Source organism: Nocardia sp. CA-120079 (assembly GCF_050955745.1).
Classification (GTDB): domain Bacteria; phylum Actinomycetota; class Actinomycetes; order Mycobacteriales; family Mycobacteriaceae; genus Nocardia.
The window spans coordinates 4,023,157-4,046,101 of the sequence record NZ_CP192088.1 but is presented as its reverse complement, the minus strand read 5'-3'; the positions used below and the strand labels follow the sequence as shown (position 1 = coordinate 4,046,101).

Sequence of the window (22,945 nt, the reverse complement as noted above, 5' to 3'; positions counted from 1 at the left end):
TTATCCTCCCGGCTCAGGTCGACCTTGCCCCGCACCGAGACGTTGCCGTCCTGTACACACACCACATAGGCCCGTGTGGTCGGGGGCGCCCTTGGGAGTCGACGACCATTTGGTCAACGGCGCGTGTCGACGAGATCGCACGCATTGGTGATCGTGCTCATCGCACAGATCGTCGGCGCCGCGTTGCCCTGCGCCGACGTCGCCGTGGCACCTACGGGCACGGCGCTCGCGTCCCCACCGCGGATCCGGTAACCGACCGCCACACCGATGCAAAGCACCACCAGCACGACAAACGCCGGCGATGATAGCCCGGCCTTGCTGCCACCAGTCGGCGGCGGCTGGCCGTGACGGGTGGGGGCCCGTATCCGGCGCCGGACCGGATCGGGTGCGGCGCCGGTAACGGCATCCAGGCAACGGAGTCAGGTGCGCCTCCGGGCAGACCGGCAGCCGAGCCTGCCGCAGCGGGGCCGAAGAACGCGAGGCCCGTATCCGGGTTCGGGACGCTCTGCTCGTCCTCGATGATCGGCTCGACGCCAAGGACGCCGACGCGGCGTTTCGCGGACCCGCCACCGAAAACCGTTGACCCTCAGCGGTGTTCACCGATCGTGCAGCGGTCCGGCATCGCCGGGTAACCTCAGGATATTCGTTGATACGGGTGGATGCATTGTCGGCCGGCAGCTTCTGATCGCTTGTCCGACAGGGGTATCCGGCTGGACCGCAAACCACCGCGTGCCGATTAGCGTGAGCGACGCCGCGATTACCACGGAATCCCCCTTGACAAGCCCTCTTGCCATTGCACTGTTTGGTGATAGTTTTTCTATATGATCGGCTAGATCTCATACTCGCCGCGCATCGAGGGAGATGTCGTGTCAATGGCCGGAAGCGTCGCCGCTGCAAGGGTTTGCGGAGGAATTCTCGGTACACTCGCGTGTCTGGTCGCGGTGAGCACCGCGCACGCCGATGATGAACCTGGCCCATTGCTGGTGGGTGACACAGCGTATTTCGCCATGGGCAGTTGGAACTGCTCGATCGGCGCGGACGGCACAGTGGGCTGCGACCTCGCAGTCCCGGCACCGTCCATGAATGTGCTGTATGCCGGAATGCAGGTCCCGATGCCGAATGTGCCGGCCGTCATAATCGACTCGACCATGTGGCCGGCACATCCTCAGTGGAACTCCAACGGCAGTCACACTGTGCCAGGCGGGAATCCGCCGCTGCCGCGCATCACACCCGCGAATTACCACGACCCACAGTATTCGATCACCTATGCCGGAGCGAATTGCCAAATCACCTATCAAGGTGCGGCAGTATGCACATCGATGGGGCACGGGTTCAGCCAATGGGGACCAGTGCCACAAGGCTACTGATCCCCACGAATCACCGGCTACCGATACCAGATACCGGAATCCCAATCACCGTAGTCCCACACATTGAAATCGTAGCGACCATGCGCACCCCCGAACAGATAGCCCCACCATCCGGCCGAGGTGTCGCAGATCTGGTCGTCGTGGTTGCACACCGTCAGCACCGGGAAGTCGCCGAACCAGTCGTCGACACCAGCCAGCGGATAACCGACGATCCCACTCCCGGGAGTCGACGACAGGCCACCCCAACCAGGCCCGGGGGCTCGCTTGGGATCGGACAGGAGAATAGCGTTGGCATTGCCGACATCCTGGTGGGCGGTGACCCAGGCGTGGACGATGCCCGCGCCCTCGCTGTGCCCGATCAGCCTGATGTGGTCGTCCGGACATTCGCTGCGATGCAGCCAGAACAAGCGGTCGAGTTCGTTCAGTCCCGACATCGGGTCGAGCGAATTGTAGCCGACAGGTTGATCCACAAAGGGGATGAACACCGACGAGGTGTTGTCACCGAGACCGCCGATACCGATGGCCCAGTCGCCAATACAGTTGTCGGCGTGAGCCTTCGACCCCATCTCGTTCGTGAAGGAAAGGATGATTGCCAACAGTAATGCGGCGAAGAGCGCCGTTGCTCTACGCATGGTCGTACTTCTTAATTTATCGTGCCTCCGGGTCCAGCCCGGCTTGTGTCGGGAGTACCCAGAAGTTGCTCGCGTTCTTGCTTTCTGGCGAAATAGTTACGCAGGCCATCGATATATTGTCCGTAACGCAATGTCGGAGGCCATGATCCGCGAAGCGAATCCGCCCGCCCGGGCGATACGCTCTTCGTTACTCGAGCTTCGATGGTCGAACGTCACGGGACATGGCTGCGGGGAATGGTTGTCGCGGTAGACTTTTGCTTCCCAGCTCGTCGCACTCGCAGGTTGACATAGGTCATGCGGCGGGGACCGGCAGCGGCCGGGATTTGGGGAAAGTGACGGGAAGCTCGACCAGTGCGCGGTGGAACGGTCCGGGCCGCCAGACCAGTTGCTCTTCGGACCGTGCCAGCGTGAGTTCGGGCAATGCGTCGAACAGGTAACCGATGGCGGTACAGGCGATTTGGATTACCGCAATGCGTGCGGGTTTCGGGCAGGCGTGCTTGCCGGTACTGAAGGCCAGCCCCCAATCCGCGTGGAGGAATTCGCCGTTGTTCACAGCGGGGTCGTTGTTGCAGGCGGCCATGCTGATCACGACCGGCTTGTTCGCGGGCAGCCACACCCCGCCCTTGTTGATCGGCTGCGGCGGGAAGGACAGGCAGTAGTTGGCCATCGGGGGGTCGTAGACCAAGATGTCGTTGACCGCGTCGATGGTCGGCGCACCGAATCCTGCTGCGCCGCACACGAATCGGTCGTCGGTCAGCATCATCAGCAGCGTGTTGGCGATCAGGTTCACCGTCGGCTCGATGCCCGCGCCGTAGAGGGTCATCACCTGGTTGACCATTTCCTCGTCCGACAACGGGGGTTGATGCGTGAGCAGCCTCGTAGTGATGTCGTTGCCGGGCTGGGCACGCTTCATGGCGATGAGCTGGCCCAGTGCTCGGCCGAGTAATTCGTTGACGTGGGCGGTGTCGGTGGATTCGAACATCGCTGCCATCGCCACTCGGACCTGCTCGCCGATATGGTCGGGACAGCCCAGCATCTTGTTCACCAGCGAAAAGACCAGCGGCAGTAGGTAGTCGCCGATCACGTCGGCCGTCCCGATGCCGCAGAAGGTGTTGATCAGCGGTTCGGCGGTCTGAATTATCTGGTCACGCAAGCCCAGCTGGTCGATGCCGTCGAGGGCGGCCTGATTGGCGGCGCGGTAGAAAGTGTGGGTTTCGCCGGTGCTGCGCAGCGCGTTGGGCCGCCACCCCACCATCGGCAAGATCGGGCAGTTGGCAGGCACGGTGCGTTCCCAAGTGCGCGGGTCCGCGGGGAAATGCTCGTGATCACCGAGGATGTCTACGGCGAGCTCGTAGCCGATCACCAGCGTCGCTTCCACACCGGGCGCGAGCCAGACCGGTACCAGCGACCCGTATGTCTTGCGCATATGCCGGTAGGCCTGGTGCGGATCCTGCGCGAACTCTGAGGTGTGGAGCGCGTAGCGATCGCCGGGACCGACGTTTTCGATCGGGACCGAAAGAGCGGGAGAGGGGTTCTGCGGCACGGCCGGGTTCTCCTCGAACTGGGGAGTGGGAGCGGTGGCGTCGGGCGGAAGACGACCGGTAGCGCAACCAGTGCGCGGCGACAGGAGACAGGCAGCCAGTCCAGATGCTCGGCAACCCGACGTCCGGCAGGGCGTCCACCACCTGAGCGACGGACTCGTGCGCGATCAGCATCGCTATCTTCTGCGCTGGGTCCGGGCATGCATGCGCGCCGGCACCGAACAACAGGTAGGACCTGTCGGCCTTGCGGTCGTCGGTGTCGCCGCTCTCGATCTCTGGGGCGGCGGGGCAGCAGACGAGGCTGATCAGCACCGGTTGATGCTCCTGCAGCCGGCTGCCGGCGACGAGCTTCATTTGCGTCGGGAATCGCACGCACGCATTCGCCAATGGTGGTCGTCGAACAACACCTCGTCGATTCCGTCCCGCGACCACACCCCGCCGAGCATGTCCCCGCCGAACCGGTCGTCAGTCATGAACGGCAGCACAGTGTTCGCGATGAGGTTCCACGTCGGCGAGGCGGCCGAATTGCCGGGCGGTTCGCCACGACGACAAGAACGTGCTGCGCTGGCGGCGAAACTTGACGATACCGAGGACGACTTGCTCACCGCCCGCAGTAGTCCACGGTGGATGATCCGCAGCCCGAACCGACAGCCTCGGCGGAGCCCAACGACTTCCCGGTGCTCGGCGGTATGTCGACTTCCTCTGGACCTGAATATCGTGCTGCACGACCGCCGGTCAGTCCGGGAAGGGACGGATTCCAGCTCGGCGATATGCGCGGAAGCGCAGCCGAGGTCAGCCCGGCTGCGGGCAGCGCCATCGAGAGCGCGAGCCTGTTCGGATCAACTGCCGATCACGCGGTTTCGGCGATGCCGATAGCTATTTCGCGAACTCGTCACTCTGCCGGATTTGCGACGATGGCGTTGCACCGCTGAGGATCTGAGCGAGCGAGTATCCATCAGGCACTCCGCGGGCCGTCATGCGGGGATGCGTCCGGGGCAGATTCAGCGGCTTGTGGCTGCTGAGAATTCCCTCGCCTCGAGGGATCATCGGATGGGTACGGCAGTACAACTACCTGCCGTCACGCAATCACCGAATCGAGGGCCTTCTTCACTGCTGAAGGCCGCGCGGGCGATCGCGGTGCCTTCTTGCGCAACTCGATCATCCGCGCACCGATCTCCTGAAGCTGCTTGCGCCCCAACTGCTCTCGCACCTTCGGGAACCAGGTTCCCTCTTCCTCGTCGATATGATGATCGACACTCTCGATCAGCACGGTGGCCTTGGCAGTGAAGCGTTCGTCCTCGGGCTTCATCATCGCCAACTCCATCACCAGCACATCGGCGACGTGATGCTCTTCATAGGATTCGAGGATGTCGTCTTCCAGGTCGGGCACCAGCTTGCGCACTGTCGGATACATGCACTCGTTTTCGAGATAGGTGTGCACGGTCAACGCCTCGATGATCTTGTCGACCAGCCGTCCCTTCGTGGCGTGCGCCCTATCGCCCGCCTTCTCGAACTCACGGAACAGTTTCCGAATCTCCTTGTGGTCTTCACGCAATAGGACGATCGCATCACTGGACACCGCAACTCCTCGGGCTCGAATACTCACGGAATGGACCTAGGCCAGGCGTGCCCGCAATATCAGAACCGAAACCGCCACGGCGGCCTAGCTCCACAAGCTCGACGCCATCGCCGACGCGTAGGCCGATCCGGCAAGCGAACTCGGCGCGAGCTATCCCGAATTCGAACGCCACAGCTGGATATTCTCACTCGGCACATCGCTCGCAGGTCGCACGGGACTCGAGCAATGGCGGCTTCGACACCGGAATCCCGGTCGGTGCGTACGTGCCCGTCGGCCGCAGGCATACGCGAATCGTGCGCGGGGATCCCAGCGACAGCCTCGCCGAGGAACTGGGCGGGATCGTGCAGGTGGACGCGGCGCCAGTGCGCAAATGATGGACCGCCGAGTCGGCCCGCCGCGGAACAGCGCGGGCCGATCCGGCGCCGAAAACCGGGCTGGTCGCTGAACGACGCCGAGCGAACTGTGCTACTCGATTCTCATCTCTTCGTAGGCGACAGTGACGCTCTCATTCGCCAGCTCTGCATTCTCGGCGTCGAGCGAAGGCTCCGTCCAACTGGTCGGCAAGGCGCGCAGCAAGCGAATCCGGCGACCAGGCTTCTTATCAGCGTCCATCACGGTGATCGTGATGTCCTCTCTGGCGGAGTCCACGCCGCCGTCGGCCAGCGTTCGCTCGATCCAATCGGTGAACGCTTTGCTCCGATCAAGCCCCCGCGTTATCCGCACCTCCCCCAGCGTTCCCTCGGACGGCGTGCTGAGACCCCGCACGTCCTGCACCGTTTCCACCCTGAAGTCACCCAGATCGATGGCGAAGCTACGGCTGTCGGTCTTGTCCTGGATTTGCATGTCGACCTCCTGAATTCGTAACCGGTTGGGTTCTCTCTCATGAGGCAATGCCACTCGAGAATACGGTGTGGCTCGGGCCACCGTAGTGCGAATTCGCCCAATCCCGTTGTGGTTCTGGTCGGGTCCTCGGGCGTTGGGCCGGCAGCATTCGCGTGGTCGATTGGGCTGAGCCGTTCGGGTCGGGTGGGCAGGTCGACCGGGTCCCTGCAGGTGAATTCGTGCACTCGCCACGGTCCGCCCGCGTGGGCGTGCATGGGTGGTGTGTCATCACCCGGCGTTGTCGCGCAGCCCGGTCAGCAGTTCGCGCAGTGCCTCGGTGGCGGCGAAACGCGGTGTCCAACCGAGATCGGCACGGGCCCGTCCGGTATCGAGAGTCGGCAGGTGCATCACCGCGTCGAACAACTCCGGCGGTGCGGGCACTAGTTGCGCAGTCCGACGACGATATTCCGCGCCGCACCCGTCGCGCCCGATACAGCGTCGGCGTGATCGGAGACCGCCACGTCCCCTCCTACACTGACGAGCCCGGGGTGGATCCCGAATCCCTCGACGCCCGCCCGATCACCGTGCCGGCACGGCTTGTGTGTGCCGGACTCGCGGTTGCCTGGCGGCGTCAGAAGCGATCGCCAGCATGTACGCGTGGACGATGTCGACATTCGTATGCCAGGTGGCCATGGGCCGACGGGCGGGCTGGAATACCCAGGCCAGATGCACCACGACATCGGCCCCATGGAACCAACCTGCCAGATCATCGGTGCGAATATCGCCGCGCACCCATTCGACGCCGCCGACATGTTCTGCCGAGTCCCGACCGGGTCCGGCGGGTGGTGCTCGTGCGCTTCGGTAGCGACCATCGCCGTCCCCGCCACCGGCTGGCCGATCGCAGCTGTGCATTCGCGGTTCTCGTGTACGACGGCGTCGGTGAGTTCGGTGCTGCGGTGATTGCTCGGGTCCTCGGCTCACGCCGCTTCGAGGGCCGACACCCCCTGTCGGTGTCGTCGAATTCCGGGGCCGCGATGCGGTTATTCGCCAGCCGGGGAGGTGGTCGCGCCTCCGGGAGTGTCATCGGGATCAGGCGCTTTGTACTCCGGGTCGACCACTGGGCCTGCAGCGCCTCCGGTATTCGCGCCGCTGCCCTCGCCTGCACTGCTGCTGGTAATTTCGTCGGCGCTCGTTCGGCGGCCTTCGTAGGGCGGTACAGCCGGTTCCGCGTCTCCGGGAGGGAGGGTCCCGCTCGTGCCGGTCTGGTCTTCCGTCGCGTTGTGGTCGCGCGTTGAGGTGACTTCCTCTTGGTCGAATGTGCCAGTCGGGCGATCTACCGAGCCGCCGCCCGGCGAATCCGATCCGCTGTCTCGCGAGCCTTTGGCTCCTCGTTCCGATTGGGATTCTTCAGGCAGATGTTCGCTAGCCATAGCTGCATCGTCTCCTCGAATAGAGCACTGGAGGATGTGCCCTGTATTCCAAGGGTAGGCCGATTGAACCGCAGTCAAGCCATTGTGATGACGATGTGATGACCAAATTGCGCAGCGAAAATTCCGCTGATCGAAGCAATCCCCATCGTGTATCCGACACAATCCAAATCTGATCTCCGTCTCGCCTTGGTTGCGATCCAGACATGGCCAGCCTTCACTTTCCGGCTCGATGCGGTATACGCGACTTCGATGGGTTGCTGCCTCGTAACGTGAGAGCCACTGTCGAGGGCGCAGCCGTTGAGCATTCGGACCTGAAGTCGCGATATCCCCGCTCCCTGGGGGTAAACTCCCGTTTGCTCATTGGTGTCCATAAGGTGAACGCGACGGAGTGGTGATGAACATTTCCGATGGCGTGGTGGACGTGATCACGCGGACGGCCGATGCAGCGACGGCGGCGGCCGGGGCCGTGGGCGGCGCTGCTGTCGAGGGCGTCGTCGGCGGTATCCGAGGGGCGGCGGCCGGTGTTAAACACGGCTTGGGCAGTGGTAGCCACTCGGCACCGGCGGCGGTTTTGACATTGGCGGCGATCGGCGCCACTGGGCTGGTGGACTGGCCGGTGCTGCTGGGCGTCGGCGGCGCCGCCCTGGTGGTCCAGCGTCTCGGGCAGCGATCGGGTCGAGTGTCGGCACCCGCCGTCGGCGATCGCGCCGGACAGTCCCCTACCCGCACGCAGAAGGCGACCAAACGGCCCGCCACTGCGACGAAGGCGGCCTCCGCGCCCAAGAGCACTACTCGGGCACGACGGTCGCCGAGTAAGCGTTAGTCGTCGACGTGGACCTGGGCCTACTGCTACGGACCGCGTCCTCCCTGCCCTCGCGCGTCGTCGGCGCGGGTGTGCGTTCGGCCGCGGGCGCTGCCGTCGCGGGTGTGGAGCTGGTCACCTCGCCGGTGCGCACGGTGCTCGATCGCCGCGTGGTCGAGGCCGTCACCGAGGCCGCATCGGAATTGCTCGGTAGTGCGCCCGGCCGGCGACGTTGGTGCGGCCAGCGCCGCTGCCGGATCGTAGTACGTGGCCTGGACGGGCGCGAGCCCCGCGACGTGGCAGGCCCTGTCCACCGCCGCCGTCGCCACCGCCATCGCTCCCCAACTGTTCGCCGGGGCGGTCGCCAGCGGGATCAGTCGAGAATCTCGATGACCCCGAGCCGCCACAGCACCGCGTACACCTCGCGCAACGGCACGGTCAGCACCTGCGTCAATGCACCCGTCAAAGAATCAGAGCCAACGCCCACGCCACTACTCATCACACTGGACACTATGCGGATGCCAGGAGTCGAATACTCGAACACACCATGACCGGGAGGCAACACATGGCCGAAAAATCATCAACCGGCCACCGAAACGCCGTCGACCGGGTGCTGGCCGCCCAAGGTTTCGCGGTGGATCTGCCGGTGCTCGGCCGTGTCCGCATTCCCCGGCCCGAACAGTTGGCGTACTACGGTGCCCTCGGCGCCTTGGCCGCCGCGGAGATCATCGAATGGCCCGTCGCGGTCGTCCTCGCGACCGGTCACTGGCTGGTGCAGAATCAGCACAACCGCGTGGCCCACGAGATCGGCGAAGCGCTCGAAGACGCGTAGATCAGCACATCAGCGAGATCCGTCCCGGCGGTGTCCGGCCGGGCCTCGAATCGGGAGATGACCACGAGTCCGGGCTGGTAGCGCAGCGCAGAACGTGAACTGCGGCGACCTTGGTGATCCCATCCGACCCGAGGCCGGCGGTCGGGGTCGGCGCGTTGGCCAGGATCACGCCCTGGGCGACGACGATCCGCTCGGCGTGGCAACCTTTTCCACCCACAGCACCGACTTGTCATTCGCCGCTGGGTGAAGACCAGTCGCCGAATGACTCACCGGTCGACATGAAGATCGTGCGACGGCCGACCTGCACGGCATGGTCGGCGAACCGCTCGTAATACCGGCCCAGGAGCGTCAGATCGACCGCGGCGGCCGTCCCGCCATCCCAGTCATCGTCGAGCACCGCTGCCAGCAGGTCGTGATGCAGACGATCCATGGTGTCGTCCTGGCGATCGAGCGCTGCGGCGTCGCCCGGGTCACCGGATCCCAGCACCGCGGCGGCACTGGTGGCCATCGCGACAGCGGCCGCCCCCATGCGGGCCACGATCGGTTGCACCGATACCGGGACCGCGCAGGCAGGGTGTCGGCGGCGCGCGATATTGGCGATATGTTCGGACAACACGCCCATCCGGTCGAGGTCACCGACGAGCTGGATCGCGGTGACCACTTGCCGCAACTCGCCCGCGACCGGGGCCTGCAACGCCAGCAACGTCACCGCTGCGTGCTCACAATGATCGCGCTGGGTATCGAGGTCACGGCAGATATCGATGGCTTGCTCGGCGAGCTCGAGATCGGCGCGTAGCAGCGCATTGGTACCGGCTGCGACGGCGGTCCGGTCCCGCTGACACATCGCCTGCAACTGAGCGGCCAGCCGGTCGAGGTTCTCGTGGAAGCGAGTCCGCATCCCTCATCTTGACCCACGTGCCAACACCCCGTGGCCAAGGCCACCGATCCCGTTGGCAAGCATCGGTGGACACCGTCTTTTCGCATCCCGGGAACCGAGCGCGGTGTACCGATGTTTCGGCCGCCGGGTTGGGGTATTCGCGGCTCAGGAGGTGATGGACATGCCGAAGGCATGGTCGAACAAGCGGGAGCGGCAGTTCGAGCACATCAAGGATTCGGAGAAAGAGCAGGGTGCGTCCAGCCGGCGGGCGGAGGAGATCGCGGCGCGCACGGTGAACAAGAACCGTGCTCAGTCCGGCGAGGCCCGTACCGCCAGTCGGTCCTCGGTGCAGGACATGTCGCCGCAGCGACGTGGTGGTCTCCGGTCGGGAACCAATCGACCGAAGGGCCCGACCCGAGATCAGCTGTACAACGAGGCGAAAATGCGCAATATCGAGGGCCGCTCGAAGATGACCAAGGGCCAACTTGCCCAAGCGCTCGGCCGCGCCTGATCGGATCAGGTCGACATGCAAGGGTCGAGAAAGAGCGGCGGTTGGATGAAACCGGTCCAAGTCGAAATGGTCACCCTGGTGCACACGAAAATCGCAGCGCCGCGAACGGATTCGTGTCCGGCCCGCACGAGGGAGATGACCCAGCGCTACCCGGGTGCGGGGCCCATGTGCTCGCGGGTGTCGATGCCATGAATGCAGACTCCGACCCAGAACCCGACGAGCGCCGAGCCCCGGACGGGACGGAGCAAGGCCACAGGGACTTGGTCGCGCAACCCCACACCCCCGACGAAAGCGGACCGATCCTTACCGCGGAAGCGGCGGCGGCGCGGGCCAGGACGGCGCAGAACCCGCTGGGCAAGCCGGGGCGACGATTCGATCCGCGATCGCCGTTCATGGTCGGTTTGACAGGCGCGGCTGGAGTGGCGGTGACCTACGGTGCGATCCAAGCACTGATCGCCGTGAGTCAAGTGCTGGTCTTGATCACCATTGCGTTGTTCCTGGCGATAGGGTTGGAGCCGGTCGTTTCGTGGTCGGTTCGGCCGTGGTTTCCACGGTGGGCCGCCGTGACCGCAGTGTTCCTGGTCGCGATCGGCTTGCTGGCCGGTTTCCTTGCCGCCGCGATACCTCCGCTGGTCACCCAAGGTAGCGCTTTGGTCCACAACGCTCCGGACTACGTCGACCATCTTGCGCACCGATATCCGCTCATCGACACGCTCAACACACGCTTCCATCTGCAGGACCGTCTCCAACAATGGCTCGGGTCCGATCCCTCGAAGCTGGCCGGTGGTGTCCTGGGCGCAGGGCGCCTCGTATTCAGCATCGTCAGCGGCACGGTGATCGTCGCGGTGCTCACCGGCTACTTCATGGCCAATTTCGCAGAGATTCGGACTTCGATCTACCGCCTGTTTCCGCACTCGCGCCGAGCTCGCGCGATCCTGATCGGCGACGAGATCTTCGTGAAGGTCGGTGGCTACATCCTGGGCAATCTGGTCATTTCGGTGATAACCGCGGTGTTGACATTCATCTGGCTGCTGATCTTCGACGTGCCCTACCCCCTATTGCTCGCCGTCCTGGTTGCCGTCCTGGACTTGATCCCGGTAGTGGGCTCCACGCTGGCCGGAATCATCGTGGCCCTGGTCGCACTCACCGTGTCCCTGCCCGTCACGGTGGCGACCGTCGTCTTCTTCATCATCCTGCGCTTGTTCGAGGACTACGTACTTGTGCCCAGAATCATCGGCAGAACGGTGCGGGTGCCTGCGGTTGTGACGGTGGTGTCGGTTCTGCTCGGTGGAGCCTTGCTCGGGATAGTCGGTGCCCTGCTCGCCATCCCGGTGGCTGCCGCGGTGCTGCTGATCATCAATGAAACGGTGTTACCGTCGCTGGACGAGCGCTAGCTACCCGCGGGCGGATGGCTCGCCGGCCATCCGCCCGTGGTCGACGCCCACAAGCGTTGAGTCAGTGGCGAAAGGCGTCCTTGACCTTCTCACCCGCATCCTTGAGGTTGGACTTGGTCTGATCGGTCTTGCCCTCTTGCCTCTTTTCCTCGTCGTCGGTCGCCGCGCCGAACTTCTCCTTGGCCTTACCGGAGAGTTCCTCGGCCTTATTCCTTGCCTTGTCTGCAGTGCCCATGATTGCGGCCCCATCGTTCGAAGGTGCCCGGCCTACTGGCTCCAGCCGGTCTTCTGGCGATAACCCGCATTCGGACAGCCAAACAACGCTGCCGATAAGACTGGCCGCGGGTCGAGGGCTAGCTTGTCCTGGATCAAATCAGGGGTTTTGGGACGGCGCTCCGGGATCAGCCCCCTGCTGTTTTTCACCTGGCTTCGAGTCCGGATCGACCTTGTCCGCGCGCTCCCACTCCTTGTCCAACTCGCTCCGCGAATCCGCCGCCGCACTGCGATGCACATGCGCCTGCTGAGCGAGCTGCTCGGCCTGCGCCGCCTTGACCTGGCCTTCTGCCTTTGCCGCCCGGCTTCTGGCGGCAGTCTCCGCCGCCCGCGCTTCCCGCTGACCGACCTCGAATTCCCGTTCCGCCGCATGGTCACGGATTCTCTCGGCTTCGACCCGCTGCTGTTCGCGCCGTCTGCGCATCAACATCCATGCGCCGGCCACAAGCAAAATAACCAAAACAACAACGACAATGATCACGATCACACCGGTGGTGCTCATCTTTCGACTCCTCGCACTCACCCCCCTTTCTTTTCCTAACGCCACTCGACTACCCCGGAACTGCATAAATATGTGATCGGACACCTGAGGCGATCCGCCGAGTAGGTATCGCCCAGCGTGAGGAGATCATTCGCGCCTACAGATCATGACCTCGATACGATCCGGCCCACGACAGCGCACAGAGCCTCCCACCACCCGGCGGCAGCATGATACTTCTCCCGATGCTCGACCCAAGGCCGCTGCCGCTGTTCCTCACTCATCGCCGACAACTCACGCAACTTCCCCCACGCCACCTCATCAACCGGGGTATAGATCTGCATCCACGCATGCGGCAACGCAAGCAAACTCAAGCTCGTCAAGAACATCTCCAACTCCCCCACGGCCAAATTCCGGATCTGCTTCGTACGACTCGCCGGAACCGCCACATCATTACGAGCCCACAACGACGCGAACGCCTCACTCTCGGCACATAATTCAGAGATGAAATCCTGCCAACCCGGATCACCAAGATTCTTCGCATACGAACCACGCAGATAACCGACCATACGCCGCAAATCATCCCAATTATGGTGATACGTATTGCAGCACTCCGGAGTCGAGAACAATGAGCCCGCACGATACTTTCCCGAGCGTGCCACCCTTTATCGGCGCGTCCCGTTCGTGCAGGTCAGCCGGACCAGGGTCACCTTCGATCCGAATGCAACGCCGATATCACGCCGATCGCCCGGCGGGCGTTCGTCACCCGACCAGGCCCAGGACGAGGTTGATACTGCACGCGATGATCACCGTGCCGTAGACATAGCTGAAGAGGCAATGCTCGAGAACCCCGGAATGTATCCCGGAATCGGATACGTTCGTATCCGAAATCTGTTGGGTCATACCGAGATTGAACGAGAAGTAGCAGAAGCCCGTGTAGCGCGGTGGAGTCTCCGAATTGAAGTCGATACCCCCTACCGGCGCCTGGTAGCAGACCCGTGCGTACCGCGCGGCGCAGATCGTGTGCAGCAGCGCCCAAACCGTGAGTACGGCCGTCATCGCGAGGCCCGCGTACAGAGCTTTGTTCTCGTCGGTGCCGGGCCCCAGCAATATTCCGATACTCGCGAGGCTGCCGACCAGGATGAGCAGTAGCGCGATATCGCCGACCCGGTCATCGACGGCGGCGGCATGGGTTGCCTCGGAGTCCTTGGGCAGCAGGACTTTCAGGGTTCAGACGATATTGACCGCTGCGGCTGTGCTGATGAGGATCAGCAGTCCGAACGGCCGTTGTCCCGATGTGGTCCAGGCGGGCCGCACCTGCGATCACGCCGACGACCAGTCCGACACCGAACCGCGCGACCCCGGTCATGGCCAGTGGATAACGTGCCCGGTGGGTGGTTCCAGGGTATCGGTCGCCGTGTGTCGGACAGGAACAGACTCTCGGGTCCTCGTCTACCGCGATCGGCTCAGGCTCGTCAGTACGGCCTGCGCCGCTTGCTCGCCCGATGCGGCTGCGTCGGCGAGCGACGGCATATCGAGCTGGTAGTCGCCAGCGAGGTGGATGGGCCCCAGCGGAGTCCGCAGCGTCGGAAGCGAGGTCCGTCCACCGGGCGCCCAGTAGGGCACGACCCGATGGTGCCGCCGCACGATGCCTTCGCCCAATTTTCCGTCGAGCTCCGGGAATACGGCGAGCAGGTCTTTCGTGAACCGTGACACGATCTCCGCGTCCGACAGGTCGAACATGGCGTCGGCCTGAGCGCCGCCGGCGAAACAGGCCAGTGCGCCACCGGGTTTGCGATCATCGCCCGTACGCATCGCGGCAGCGTGGTTGAACATCGCTTGGAAGGACAGTTGTGGTGTCGAGACGGCGAAGTACTCGTCCCAGCGCTGCGGCCCGACTTCGTCGGTGAAGAACCCGACGATCACGTATCGGCCGTAGGCGATATCGTCGAGAGCACCCTCGTACCGCGGTGGGAGATCCGGGATGATCCGTTCGGCGATATCGGCGGGAACGGTCACGATCGCGCGCTCGGCGCGCAGTCGCGCCGGCCGATCACCGTCGAGGTAGTCGACGATGATGCCGTCACCGTCCTGCCGCACCGATTGCACCGTCGTGTTCAGCCGGATGCGGTCACCGAGATCCGCCGCCAGCACATCGGTCAGCGTCTGGTTGCCGCCCACCGGCAGCGAGAAATTCGGGATCTTCGCCGGATCGGCCAAAGCGATGCCTACCGACGCGACGAGCTGGGTGGCGGCGGTCTCCCCCACTTCGCATCCCATCCACTGCGCCGACCACGACCGCACGACGGCGGCGGCCAGCTCGGACCGGACGCCCTTCAGCAGGTACGAGGCCGGTTTGGCGTCGAGCCCGGCGCGCACCCGCTGGGCGATCCGGGTCTGCGATTCCAGGAACGGCATGACCGCCAGGATGCGGGCACCGACGATGGCCATGCCGATACGGTCCATCATCGACATTCGCGTACGGAACATGAGCGCAATGGGATTCGAAGTGTCGACCGTACTGCCGTTCAGGTACAGCGCGACGCTCTTACCCGCGAGCGAGCCTCGTTCGATGCCGTGCCGGTCGAGGGCCTCGATCAATGTGCCTGTGCCCTCGGTGAATTGAGTGCCGACGTTGATCCAGTAATCGCCTTGCCGGACGGTCTCGACGCGGCCGCCGGTGCGATCGCTGGACTCGAGAACGACCAAATCGGTTTTCGCGGACAGCGTGGTCGCGGCCGTCAAGCCCGCGATTCCGGCGCCGATGACGACTACGGCGGTGGTCTCTTCATGTGATTCATGCGTTGTCATTGGGACTCCTGATTTCGGATCGATGTCGATGGGCGGCGCTCACGCCGTGACCGGTGCGCTGTTGACCGCCCTGGCGTCGGCACGCTGGTTGTGCGCGTCGAACACGCGGTAAGCGCGGAAGTACGTGAACATCTGCAGGCCCCACGAGGACAACGCGCAGATGTAGAAGAGCGTGTGCTCGGCATCGTCACCCGGGATGTGGACGAAGTCGTAGATCGAGGCGACGATGAATCCGCAGGCGGTGGCGATGGCGGTCCAGATGGCGTGCCCGCGCTCGCCGATATCCCACAGACGCTTGGCGAAGTAGACGAGGAAGAGCGTGGTGAGCACGTTGACGACGATGTAGAAGATTTTGCCGGGAGTGCCGATCGCCTCGGCGAATTGGCTGAGGACGAAGCCTGCCGCGCCCGCCAGGGCGAACGCGCCGATGTCCACCGCCACCGACGGCTTGTACCGGTGGGTCACGCTCATCAATCCGAGAACCAGGATCAGCGTGATGCCGACCGACCGGGAAAACGCGTCCAGGAAATACGCGAAGGCGTACATCGGGCTGTCGTGACCGGCCTTGATCAGACCGTAGATCAGGAAGTTCGTACCCGACGTGGCGACAATGATCCATTCGAGGCCGAGCAGGTAATTCTTGTAGTTGCGAATGAACTTGATGCCATAGGTGAATCCCACGGTGATCATCCAGATGTCCGCGACCGCGAACAGCAGTTCTCGAATGGACATTGTTACTCCTTGAATTGGAAAATCAGACGACGTGCGCGGTGGCCGGACCGCTGAGCGGTCGCGTCGAGCAGAGGGCTATTTCGTGAGGGCTGCCAGGCGGTCCGAGGCGCGGTCGGCGAGCCAGCCCGCGTACAGCGCGGGACCGCCGACCAGGCTGCGCCGGAATCGCTTGCGGCCGTGCCATATCGCCGCCAGATCCTCGTGCAGCGGCGCGCCGGCGATGTGGCCGGCCAGCAGATTGCCCACGTACTGCGCCTGGGCGAAGCCGTGGCCGTTGCAGGCCAGCGAGTACAGGACATTGCCGGACGCCTCACCGGCGACGGGCAGCCAGGTGGAGCTCATGGCGATCCAGCCGCCCCACGCCTGCCGAGGCTGTATGTCTCGCAGTCCGGGGAAGCGTTCGCGGAAGCCCCGGACCAGATCGTCAACGACATTCGGTGCGGGCGTCCGTTCGGGCAATGGATGGCGACCGGCCTGCACGCGGCGGGTGCCGAACACGATTGTGCCGCGCGGGGTGACGCGGTAGCTCTCGAGGATCATGTGCAGCGTGACCATCGGTGCGCGACTGGTCCAGCCGATTTCGTCGAGTCGCTCCGGAGCGACGGGTTCGGTCTCGACCAGGGAGGTCCACACCGGGGTCGACAGGTGCTTCGGCGTGATGGAAAGGGTTGTGCCGTAGGCGTTGGTGGTCAGCAGCGCCTTGCGCGCCCGGACCCGGCCGTTCGGGGTGTGGACGGTGACGCCCGCGCCGGTGTCGACGACATCGAGGGCGGGGGTGCACTCGTGGACACGCACGCCGGCGGCGATGGTGGCGGCTCGCAACCCCAGGACGAATTCGCCCGGATTCAGTGTGCCGCCGACACCTTCGCGCATTCCGCCCAGGAACCCCTCCGGCAGTCCCGCCTCCCGGCCCTCGACGAAGGTGGCCGACGATCCGGCCTCGGCCATAAGCTTCGCATTGCGACGCGCATGTCGCAGTTGGCCTTTGGAGACGGCGGCCATCACGATGCCTTCGCGCTGATAGCCGCAGTCGATCCCGTGCCGTGCGATGGCCTTCTCGGCGAAGTGCACCGAGTTCTCGGCGTACCGGTAGAGGGATTGCAGCCGCTCACGCTTCAGGAACAGACCCAGCAATTCCGGATCGGCCGCGATCGAGTTGGTGATGTATCCGGCGTTGCGGGAGGTGGCGCCCCAGCCGAGGGTCTTCGCCTCGAGCAACACCACATCCACACCCTGCTCGGCGAGCCGGAGCGCAGCCGACATGCCGCCTCCGCCCCCGCCGATGACCACCACATCGCAGTCGATATCGCCGCGTAACGGCGGTTCGACGGTGGCGGGTTGTGCGGCCCATCCGGTGTCGTGGATCAGTTCCATGGTGCTACTCCGCTCCGTCCGTCGGTGGTACCGCCGAATCCGCCGGGATCACCGCTGTGCCGCGCGCGCGGACCGCGAGCAACGGCGGCTCGAGGACGTGTGCGCGGCCGGTGTCATCGGAGCCGCGGCAGATCACACGTAGTTCGAAATCGACTGTGCGGCTTCGATTTCCCTTGCTCACGAGGGTTGCCCGCGCCTCGACTACGTCACCGCCTCGCACCGGCGCGAGGAACTCGACACCGGAATAACCGGCGAACAGGCCCTCGTGCCCATCCAGTTCGATCGATAGATTCGTGCCGACATCACCGAAGAGCTTCAGCGCGTAAGCCCCGTCGACGAGATTGCCCGCGTAGTGCGCGTCGGAGAACGCGACATAGCGCCGATGGACAGCCGTACTCATGCGATCTCCTCGTGAATCGGGCCGAGGGTTCTGGACGGCGCTGCACCGTCGATCTCGACGCCGGGGTAGCCGCGCTTGGCGATCTCGGTACACATGCGGCGGTACTTGCCGACGCCGCCGACGTAGCCCATGAAGGTGTTGGGTTTGCCTTGGACATTCGAACCGCGGTACCAGGATTCGGTGGTGGCGAACAGTGTCGGGGCGACGGTCGCCTCGGTGATGTCCACCCACTCGTCCTGTGCTTCGGCGGTGGCTTCGATGACCGTGGCGCCGGTTTCGCGGGCGTGCTCGAGCAGATCGGCGATCCAGTCGACGGCCTGTTCGATCGTCACGACCACATTGCTCACCAGTGCGGGGCTCAGCGGGCCGCCGACCATGAAGAAGTTGGGGAAGTCGGTGATCATCATCCCGAGGTAGGAGCGGATGCCGTCCTGCCACGCCTCCTGCAGCTTACCGCCGGATGCGCCGGTGAGATCGAGCCCGTACAGCGGGCCGGTGAAGGCATCGAAACCGATGGCCAGCACCACGGCATCCACCTCGTAGCTGCCCCGCGAGGTGACGATCGCGTTCTCGGTCATGGTCTGGATCGGTTCGTCGCGCAGCGACACCAGCGACACGTTCGGCCGGTTGTAGGTCTCGTAGTAGTCGGTACCGAAGCAGCTGCGTTTGGCGCCGAGCGGATGATATTTGGGCACAAGGAGTTCGGCGGTCTCCGGGTCCAGGACGATCTCGCGGATGTTGTCGTGGAGGAATTCCGATGCGGTCCGGTTGGCCTCGGGATCGATGAGCAGGTCGGCGAATTCGGAGCCGACGCCCTGGAAACCGCTGCGCTCGTAAGCTTCCTCGTAGCGACGCTTGCGCTCCTCGTCTGAGACGTCGAAGGCATTGTCGGTGACCGGGCGATCGGGGATGCCGCCGGGCGAGTGCCGGCATTCCTCACGCAGTTCCGCGTACTCGTCCTTGACGGCGGTCACCTGCTCCGGGGCGAGTTCGGCATTGCGCGCGGGCATCACATAGTTCGGGGTGCGCTGGAACACCGTCAGGTGCTCGGCCACCTCCGCGATCAACGGAATGGCCTGTACGCCGGAGGATCCCGTGCCGATCACGGCGACACGCTTGCCCGCGAGATCGTCGAGCGCGATGTTCCACCGGCTGGTGGACACCCGCAGGCCGGTGAAGTTCTCCAGGCCCGGCACATCGAAATCCTTCGGCGTGGACAGTCCGCCCGCACCCGAGATCAGGTAGCGCCCGCGCTGGGTCCGGCCGTTGTCGAGCCGCACCTCCCACAGCCGGTCAGCCGCATTCCAGGTCGCGCCGACCACGCGCGTGCCGAAGGTGAAGTGCCTGCGCAGATCGAAGCGGTCGGCGACATGCTCGATGTAGGCGAGGATCTCGGCCTGCGGTGCGAAGCGCTGGCTCCACGTCCACTCCTGTTGCAGCGCTTCGTCGAACGAGTACGAGTAGTAGATGCTCTCGACATCGCAGCGCGCGCCCGGATAGGTGTTCCAGAACCAGGTGCCGCCCACATCGGGCCCGGCCTCGAATCCGGCGAAGGTCCAGCCTGCCTCGGTGATCCGGTGCGAGAGGTAGACGCCGGTGAAGCCCGCGCCGACGCCGATGACGTCGACGATTCCGGTGTCCGGGGTGGAAGTGGAGTTCATTGCAGGTTGCCGCTTTCGTCGAGTGGGTGGTTACAGGGGAAGGTCGGGGGAATCGACGCCGACCACGCGATCGCCGCAGAACACTCGCATCGATTCGCCGGCGGCGTGGCCGCCGATTCCCGAAGTGCCCCAGAAACTTTGGGCCGAGCCGTCGGCGAGATCGGCAATCTTCGCGCCGTTCACGCGCACCTCCCCCGACCGGACGCGCGCGCCGATGTCGATGGCGCGGTCCAGGTCGCGGCCGAAGACGTAGGCGTCCAGGCCGGACGGGTTGGCATTGGCCACCCGCAGGGCGTCCTCGTCGGACTCGACGCCGTGCAGAGTGATGAGCGGTCCGAACAACTCCGCGGTCGCGACCGACGCGTCGACACCCGAGGCGATCGTGGGCGACAGGAAGAAGCCGTCGAGCTCCGGCAGTTTCGCGGGCTGATCGATGACCGCGCCGTGGGCGCGCAGCGCATCGATGCGGTTGTGCAGGGTGGCGAAGTGCGGGGCATTCGAGATGGGGCCGAGCTGCACATTCTCGTCCAGAGAGTGCCCGATCTCCAGGCGGGCCAGGCGATCCAGCAGTGCCTCGCGCAGTGGTGCGACAAGACTGTTGTGCGCCAGCACCTTTCCCGGCCCCTCGCACCATTGGCCGTTGAGTTTGGTCATGCCGTCGAGAAGACCGTCGGCGGTCACGTCGATATCGGCGTCGGCAAGCACCAGGGCCGGGTTGTTGCCACCGAGTTCGAGCTGGAGCACCTTGAAGTCCTCCGCCGCCGCCCGGGCGATGGCGCGACCGGCATTCGGGCCGCCGGTGAACGAGACGATCTGCACCCGGTGATCGCCGGTGATCGCCGCACCCACATCACCCCCTCCGTGCACGAGTTGCAGTGCGCCCGAGGGCAATCCGGCCGCGACGAAACACTCGACGATGATCTGGGCACTGCTGGGCGCGTGCTCCGACGGCTTGAGGACGACGGGGCATCCGGCGGCCAGCGCACTGGCCACCTTCGCGGCGGGGATGAAGCTCGGGCCGTTCCACGGGGTGAGAATGGCCGCCGGTCCCCACGGGACCTTGTACAACCGCACGTCGCGCCCCTCGGCCGCCAAGGCCGTGCGTCGTGGGATGGTGCGCAGATCCGCTGCCGCGGAACGGATCCGGTGCGGCAGGAACTGCGCGATCGCGCGCGCCTTGGCGATCGGGACACCACTGGTGAGGGCATCGGTACGGGCGATGTCCTCGACCCGGGACGAGACGAGGTCGGCCGCACGGTCGAGAACGGCGGCTCGTTCCGCACTCGCCGCGTCGTCCCATCGTTCGAAGCCGTAGGACAGGTCGGCGTGGCGCAGCGCGCGTTCCACGTCGCCGGGGCGGGTGGTGACGGCACGGTGCACGGGATGTCCGGTATTGGGGTCGAGATTCCAGGCATCCGGAATGGTCACGCATTCGGACCATTCGTCGGCTATGTAGTTGATCGGCTGGGGCAGTTGCGGATTCGACATCTGCGGTTCCTTCGGCGTTCGGGCTGAGGCGGGTTCGGTGGGATCACACGGTGAGGTCGGCGACGATGCGGGTCACCTCGCCGGACCTCATCGCCTCGAAGCCGTTGTCGAGCGCGTGGAATGGGATGATGTCGCTGACCATCTCGTCGAGCAGCAGACTGCCCTGCAGATACAGGCGGGCGAACTGGGTGATGTCCTCGTGTGCCTGACCCGAGCCCATGTAGGAGCCGATCAGGCGCTTCTCACCGAAGAAGAAGTCCGAGGCCGGGAGCGTCAATTCGGTTCCGTCGGGCGCGATCCCGACCAGGCACGCGGTCCCGGTGGCACGCAGAACCGACAGGGCGGTGGCGGCGGTCCGCGCGGAGCCGACGGCCTCGAACGCGTAGTCCACGCCGTCGCCGAGCAGGCGCGTGATCTCGGCGGGAACATCGGCGGCACCGTTCACGGTGTGAGTGGCACCGTAGGTTCGGGCCGCGGCGAGCCGGGCATCGTCCAGATCGACGGCGACGATCGCTGAGGCGCCGGCCAGGCGCGCACCCTGGATGATCGCCGAACCAACTCCGCCGCAGCCGATTACGGCGACGGTCGCGCCGGGTCGCACCTGTGCGCCGCGGAATACCGCGCCGATACCGGTGATGATGCAGCACGAGAGCAGGCAGCCCACCTCGAGGCCCACCTCATCGGGCATCTTCACCAGCGCGTTCTCTCGCATCAGAGTGTGCCGGGAGAACGCGCCCACATCGCCGAGCCGCTCGACCACCCGGCCGTCGGGCAACTGGAAGGCGGGCCGGGGACGCTGCCGGATCTTGGATACGCGCTGACATTGGGTCGAATGCCCCACCTGGCAGTTGCGGCACAGCCCGCACGAGGGCGTGAGCGCGCCGACCACCCGATCTCCCGGACGCAGTGAAGTCACCGCGGCCCCAACGGATTCCACGACGCCGGCGAGCTCGTGGCCGACCACCACGGGCAGGTCGGCGTGCACGGTTCCGGTCATGTAGTGCAGATCGCTGTGGCACAGGCCGACATTCGAGACCGCGACGCGGACTTCGTGGGGCTCCGGATCGTCTACCCGGATGTCGGTGAATTCCAGGGGTTCGTTCAGCGCGGTGAGCAGCGCCGCTTGGGTGGTGATCATCATCGTCTCCGATCTCGGTTGCTCGGTGCGGGCGCCGGCGGCGCCGCGTTCTTCGCGGCCCAGAAGCCCTCGACGCCTTCGCTGAAGGCGCCGGACTCCCAGGCCAGGCGTGCCGCTTCGTCCTCCCGTGCGAAGGCGGCCTCGATGTCTTCGGGACGAGGTCGCAGCAGTCCCAGATGCAGTGCGGTGGTTCGGGGATCGGAGTTCCACTGCCGGGCCACCTCGGCCGCGCGACCCACCAGCGTCTCCGGGGCGACGATCTCGTCGAGCAGGCCGATCCGCCGCGCCTCGTCGGCGCCGATCCGGTTCGAGCCCAGGATGATTCGCATCGCGTGGTTACGGACCAGGCGGCGCAGCAGGATGCTCGAGGCGTTGGAAATGATGATCCCGCGGTGATTTTCGGGCTGGAAGTACTCGGCGGCCGGGCTGCCGACCCGTGTGTCGCAGCACAGGGTGATCTCCGAGGCGCCGCCGACCGCGATCCCGTTCACGGCCGCGATCACCGGGACTTTCGTCTCGAGAATCGCGCGCGTGATGTCGTGGAAGGTCGCGAACGCCACCCGGATCTCGTCGAAGGTGGCCGGAACCTGCTGGAGATCCTCTCCGGCGGAGAAGGCCCGGCCCGCGCCCGTGAGCACGATCCCGCGGACCCGATCCCCCGCACCGAACCGGCGGATGGTCTGCGCGAGCAGCACCCGGGTGTGCACGTCCAGCGCGTTCAGCTTGGCGGGGCGATTCAGTGTGAGCACCGCGACGTCTTCGTCGATGCGTACGTCCAAGTGGTTGTCGGTCATATCCGGGTC

Annotated in this window: 25 protein-coding genes and 1 pseudogene; 4 read left to right on the top strand and 22 right to left on the bottom strand. The window is 65.1% G+C overall.

Annotated elements, in window-relative coordinates:
* Positions 1-113: 113 nt before the first annotated feature.
* The 8 genes from ACQPYR_RS18415 to ACQPYR_RS18380 form a co-directional block, all read right to left on the bottom strand.
* The gene (locus ACQPYR_RS18415) at positions 114-287 is read right to left on the bottom strand and encodes a hypothetical protein (protein WP_433633794.1); all 174 of its coding nucleotides are present in this window, start codon (positions 285-287) and stop codon (positions 114-116) included.
* A gap of 1,097 nt (positions 288-1,384) precedes the next feature.
* On the bottom strand, positions 1,385-1,999 hold the full coding sequence (locus ACQPYR_RS18410) for a cutinase family protein (protein WP_433633792.1): 615 nt from the start codon (positions 1,997-1,999) through the stop codon (positions 1,385-1,387).
* Positions 2,000-2,291: 292 nt separating this feature from the next.
* Entirely contained in the window at positions 2,292-3,542 is a 1,251-nt protein-coding gene (locus ACQPYR_RS18405) for a cytochrome P450 (protein ID WP_433633790.1), read from the bottom strand.
* 348 nt (positions 3,543-3,890) lie between these two features.
* Positions 3,891-4,013 carry a hypothetical protein gene (locus ACQPYR_RS18400; protein ID WP_433633788.1) on the bottom strand — a complete coding sequence of 41 codons (123 nt, stop codon included), beginning with the start codon at positions 4,011-4,013 and terminating at the stop codon, positions 3,891-3,893.
* 605 nt (positions 4,014-4,618) lie between these two features.
* The gene (locus ACQPYR_RS18395; RefSeq protein ID WP_433633786.1) at positions 4,619-5,119 is read right to left on the bottom strand and encodes a hemerythrin domain-containing protein; all 501 of its coding nucleotides are present in this window, start codon (positions 5,117-5,119) and stop codon (positions 4,619-4,621) included.
* Positions 5,120-5,584: 465 nt separating this feature from the next.
* Positions 5,585-5,962 carry a phage tail protein gene (locus ACQPYR_RS18390; protein WP_433633784.1) on the bottom strand — a complete coding sequence of 126 codons (378 nt, stop codon included), beginning with the start codon at positions 5,960-5,962 and terminating at the stop codon, positions 5,585-5,587.
* Positions 5,963-6,229: 267 nt separating this feature from the next.
* Positions 6,230-6,382, bottom strand: coding sequence for a hypothetical protein (locus ACQPYR_RS18385; protein ID WP_433633782.1), 153 nt, complete (start codon positions 6,380-6,382; stop codon positions 6,230-6,232).
* A 138-nt stretch (positions 6,383-6,520) separates the two neighbouring features.
* Positions 6,521-6,853: a hypothetical protein gene (locus ACQPYR_RS18380; RefSeq protein ID WP_433633780.1), complete on the bottom strand. Its 333-nt coding sequence runs from the start codon at positions 6,851-6,853 to the stop codon at positions 6,521-6,523.
* 912 nt (positions 6,854-7,765) lie between these two features.
* Here ACQPYR_RS18380 and ACQPYR_RS18375 point away from each other — a divergent pair.
* Complete coding sequence (locus tag ACQPYR_RS18375; protein WP_433633778.1) at positions 7,766-8,194, top strand: hypothetical protein; 429 nt, start codon at positions 7,766-7,768, stop codon at positions 8,192-8,194.
* 352 nt (positions 8,195-8,546) lie between these two features.
* On the opposite strand, the gene ACQPYR_RS18370 is transcribed toward ACQPYR_RS18375, so the two are convergent.
* Positions 8,547-8,672 (bottom strand): Rv1535 domain-containing protein, encoded by a 126-nt coding sequence (locus ACQPYR_RS18370; protein WP_433633776.1) that lies wholly within the window; start codon positions 8,670-8,672, stop codon positions 8,547-8,549.
* A gap of 66 nt (positions 8,673-8,738) precedes the next feature.
* Between ACQPYR_RS18370 and ACQPYR_RS18365 the strand changes: the two genes are divergently transcribed.
* Positions 8,739-9,005 (top strand): hypothetical protein, encoded by a 267-nt coding sequence (locus ACQPYR_RS18365; RefSeq protein ID WP_063038195.1) that lies wholly within the window; start codon positions 8,739-8,741, stop codon positions 9,003-9,005.
* A gap of 229 nt (positions 9,006-9,234) precedes the next feature.
* On the opposite strand, the gene phoU is transcribed toward ACQPYR_RS18365, so the two are convergent.
* A complete protein-coding gene (phoU, locus tag ACQPYR_RS18360) occupies positions 9,235-9,903 on the bottom strand; it encodes a phosphate signaling complex protein PhoU (protein ID WP_433633774.1) in 669 nt (222 codons plus the stop codon).
* Positions 9,904-10,063: 160 nt separating this feature from the next.
* Between phoU and ACQPYR_RS18355 the strand changes: the two genes are divergently transcribed.
* Positions 10,064-10,393: a plasmid stabilization protein gene (locus tag ACQPYR_RS18355; protein WP_433633771.1), complete on the top strand. Its 330-nt coding sequence runs from the start codon at positions 10,064-10,066 to the stop codon at positions 10,391-10,393.
* Positions 10,394-10,581: 188 nt separating this feature from the next.
* Complete coding sequence (locus ACQPYR_RS18350) at positions 10,582-11,787, top strand: AI-2E family transporter (protein ID WP_433633769.1); 1,206 nt, start codon at positions 10,582-10,584, stop codon at positions 11,785-11,787.
* Positions 11,788-11,848: 61 nt separating this feature from the next.
* Here the strand turns inward: ACQPYR_RS18350 and ACQPYR_RS18345 are convergent, their stop codons facing one another.
* The 12 genes and pseudogenes from ACQPYR_RS18345 to ACQPYR_RS18290 all read right to left on the bottom strand — a co-directional run bounded on the left by ACQPYR_RS18345 (position 11,849) and on the right by ACQPYR_RS18290 (position 22,936).
* Positions 11,849-12,022: a CsbD family protein gene (locus tag ACQPYR_RS18345; RefSeq protein ID WP_433633767.1), complete on the bottom strand. Its 174-nt coding sequence runs from the start codon at positions 12,020-12,022 to the stop codon at positions 11,849-11,851.
* Between the two features lie 138 nt (positions 12,023-12,160).
* The gene (locus ACQPYR_RS18340; RefSeq protein ID WP_433633764.1) at positions 12,161-12,562 is read right to left on the bottom strand and encodes a hypothetical protein; all 402 of its coding nucleotides are present in this window, start codon (positions 12,560-12,562) and stop codon (positions 12,161-12,163) included.
* 143 nt (positions 12,563-12,705) lie between these two features.
* The gene (locus tag ACQPYR_RS18335) at positions 12,706-13,200 is read right to left on the bottom strand and encodes a hypothetical protein (protein ID WP_433633761.1); all 495 of its coding nucleotides are present in this window, start codon (positions 13,198-13,200) and stop codon (positions 12,706-12,708) included.
* A 100-nt stretch (positions 13,201-13,300) separates the two neighbouring features.
* Positions 13,301-13,907 (bottom strand): annotated as a pseudogene (locus ACQPYR_RS18330) (DUF1345 domain-containing protein).
* Between the two features lie 83 nt (positions 13,908-13,990).
* Positions 13,991-15,349 (bottom strand): flavin monoamine oxidase family protein, encoded by a 1,359-nt coding sequence (locus ACQPYR_RS18325; protein WP_433633759.1) that lies wholly within the window; start codon positions 15,347-15,349, stop codon positions 13,991-13,993.
* Positions 15,350-15,388: 39 nt separating this feature from the next.
* A complete protein-coding gene (locus tag ACQPYR_RS18320) occupies positions 15,389-16,081 on the bottom strand; it encodes a transporter (protein WP_433633756.1) in 693 nt (230 codons plus the stop codon).
* A gap of 75 nt (positions 16,082-16,156) precedes the next feature.
* On the bottom strand, positions 16,157-17,455 hold the full coding sequence (locus ACQPYR_RS18315) for an NAD(P)/FAD-dependent oxidoreductase (protein WP_433633754.1): 1,299 nt from the start codon (positions 17,453-17,455) through the stop codon (positions 16,157-16,159).
* A gap of 4 nt (positions 17,456-17,459) precedes the next feature.
* Positions 17,460-17,855 (bottom strand): hotdog domain-containing protein, encoded by a 396-nt coding sequence (locus ACQPYR_RS18310; protein ID WP_433633751.1) that lies wholly within the window; start codon positions 17,853-17,855, stop codon positions 17,460-17,462.
* Positions 17,852-19,516: a flavin-containing monooxygenase gene (locus ACQPYR_RS18305; RefSeq protein ID WP_433633749.1), complete on the bottom strand. Its 1,665-nt coding sequence runs from the start codon at positions 19,514-19,516 to the stop codon at positions 17,852-17,854. The genes ACQPYR_RS18310 and ACQPYR_RS18305 overlap by 4 nt, the downstream gene beginning before the upstream one ends.
* Positions 19,517-19,546: 30 nt before the next feature.
* Positions 19,547-21,004 (bottom strand): aldehyde dehydrogenase family protein, encoded by a 1,458-nt coding sequence (locus ACQPYR_RS18300; protein ID WP_433633746.1) that lies wholly within the window; start codon positions 21,002-21,004, stop codon positions 19,547-19,549.
* A 43-nt stretch (positions 21,005-21,047) separates the two neighbouring features.
* Entirely contained in the window at positions 21,048-22,142 is a 1,095-nt protein-coding gene (locus ACQPYR_RS18295; RefSeq protein ID WP_433635177.1) for a Zn-dependent alcohol dehydrogenase, read from the bottom strand.
* Entirely contained in the window at positions 22,142-22,936 is a 795-nt protein-coding gene (locus ACQPYR_RS18290) for an enoyl-CoA hydratase/isomerase family protein (protein WP_433633743.1), read from the bottom strand. The genes ACQPYR_RS18295 and ACQPYR_RS18290 overlap by 1 nt, the downstream gene beginning before the upstream one ends.
* Between the last annotated feature and the right edge of the window lie 9 nt (positions 22,937-22,945).